Here is a 1,371-nt window from a genome sequence, read left to right on the forward strand (position 1 = left end):
GTTGGCGGATTCTTCTTCGCCCACAACAGACTGGGCGATTACCTGCTCCCAGTCGAGGACGGCGATGCCACCAGCGAAACGCGGTCGGTGCAGATAGACCTGGCGGGTAACTCGGTTGAAACGGATCAGCAGTCGGCGTTGAACGAAGTTTTCGAGGCGAATAAAGATGCGTGCATATCGAAATACCACATAAAAGCAGCCTGCGGTCATTGAGGCTACGAACAGTCCGGTTATGTAATCGCTGGCTGTTGCAGGGGTTCTCATCCAAAAGTGCACGCCAGTGAGCCAAACTGAATTCATCACTAGAGTGATGTCTGTAAAGGAATAAAGAAAATACACAATCATAAGTGTGACGTACGTCATGACGCCGCGACGTTCCCCCATTGCACCAGATTTTATCTCAATGTAGGTATCATTAAATTCGTAGATCGAGCCATCTGCACAAGGCGCTTCGCTCACGCGATCATGAATTCCAGGCAGATTGTCCTCGTGTTTGTATTTTCCCGCATGAGCATTTGCCACATGCTTTTCAAGCCTCTGTTGCCAATCCTCGCTTTCGGATTTCGAAGTCTGCGTATACCACAACATCCATTCAATTAGGTACATTTAGTTCACCGCCTGGAGTGACTCATAGAGCTTCTCGAGCTCGGTTTCCTGATCTTTGAATGGCTTGAGAAAATCCCCTGATTTCCATTCTCTGAGGCAGCTATGCCAACACCATTCCTCCATTTCGTCTGGGGACAAAAAAATAATGGCTACGCTAATCCCCACAGTAATAAAACTGCCGATACCAATCAGTCGCAGGAAGACAGGTACCAATCTGGATCCTGCAAATTTCTCTATCGTCAGCACAAATCCGAGTCGGCTATTTTTTCCAACGAGAAATCGCAGTAGTGGCCCTGAGTAAGAAAAAGCTACTGCTGCACCAAGTGCTGATATTCCCCCAGATACAATTGCTCGCGCTAAATAGGCGCTGCCAAGCAAGTTGTGTTTCTTTTGCCAATATTTTTTGCCATCTTCATAATCAATAGAAGCAAGCATCACCCCACCCACTGTCGCCAGTGACCCGCCAACAAGCCGTAACCCTCCCAGCGAAATCGCCGCACCACGTCCCACCACACCCGTGGGCGCAAAGCGCGTGGCCACCGACTGAACACCGAGCGCAGCCAGTTCGATACCCGCGGCCGTGGTGATCAGAAACGCTGCCTTGTATTCGAGCTTCTCCTTGTCACCGTTGTCCTTGTTGAAATATTTGATGCCAAGGACGATGCCCTCGATCAACGCCATGACCACGCCACCGCGGATCTGATAAAACTTGCCGCCGCCACCGTTCTGGAACTCTGCCGCGAGGTTGTCGCGTACCTTCCCGAT

At 50.4% G+C, this 1,371-nt stretch carries 1 protein-coding gene and 1 pseudogene; both read right to left on the reverse strand.

What is annotated here, in order from left to right:
• Positions 1–606: pseudogene (locus DM813_RS12705) on the reverse strand (hypothetical protein); the annotation flags it as partial.
• The coding region (locus tag DM813_RS28440; protein WP_164897243.1) for a hypothetical protein at positions 607–1,371 on the reverse strand (765 nt) is incomplete at its 5' end.

The sequence above is a fragment of the Pseudomonas alkylphenolica genome (assembly GCF_004025535.1).
GTDB classification, from domain to species: Bacteria; Pseudomonadota; Gammaproteobacteria; order Pseudomonadales; family Pseudomonadaceae; genus Aquipseudomonas; species Aquipseudomonas alkylphenolica_A.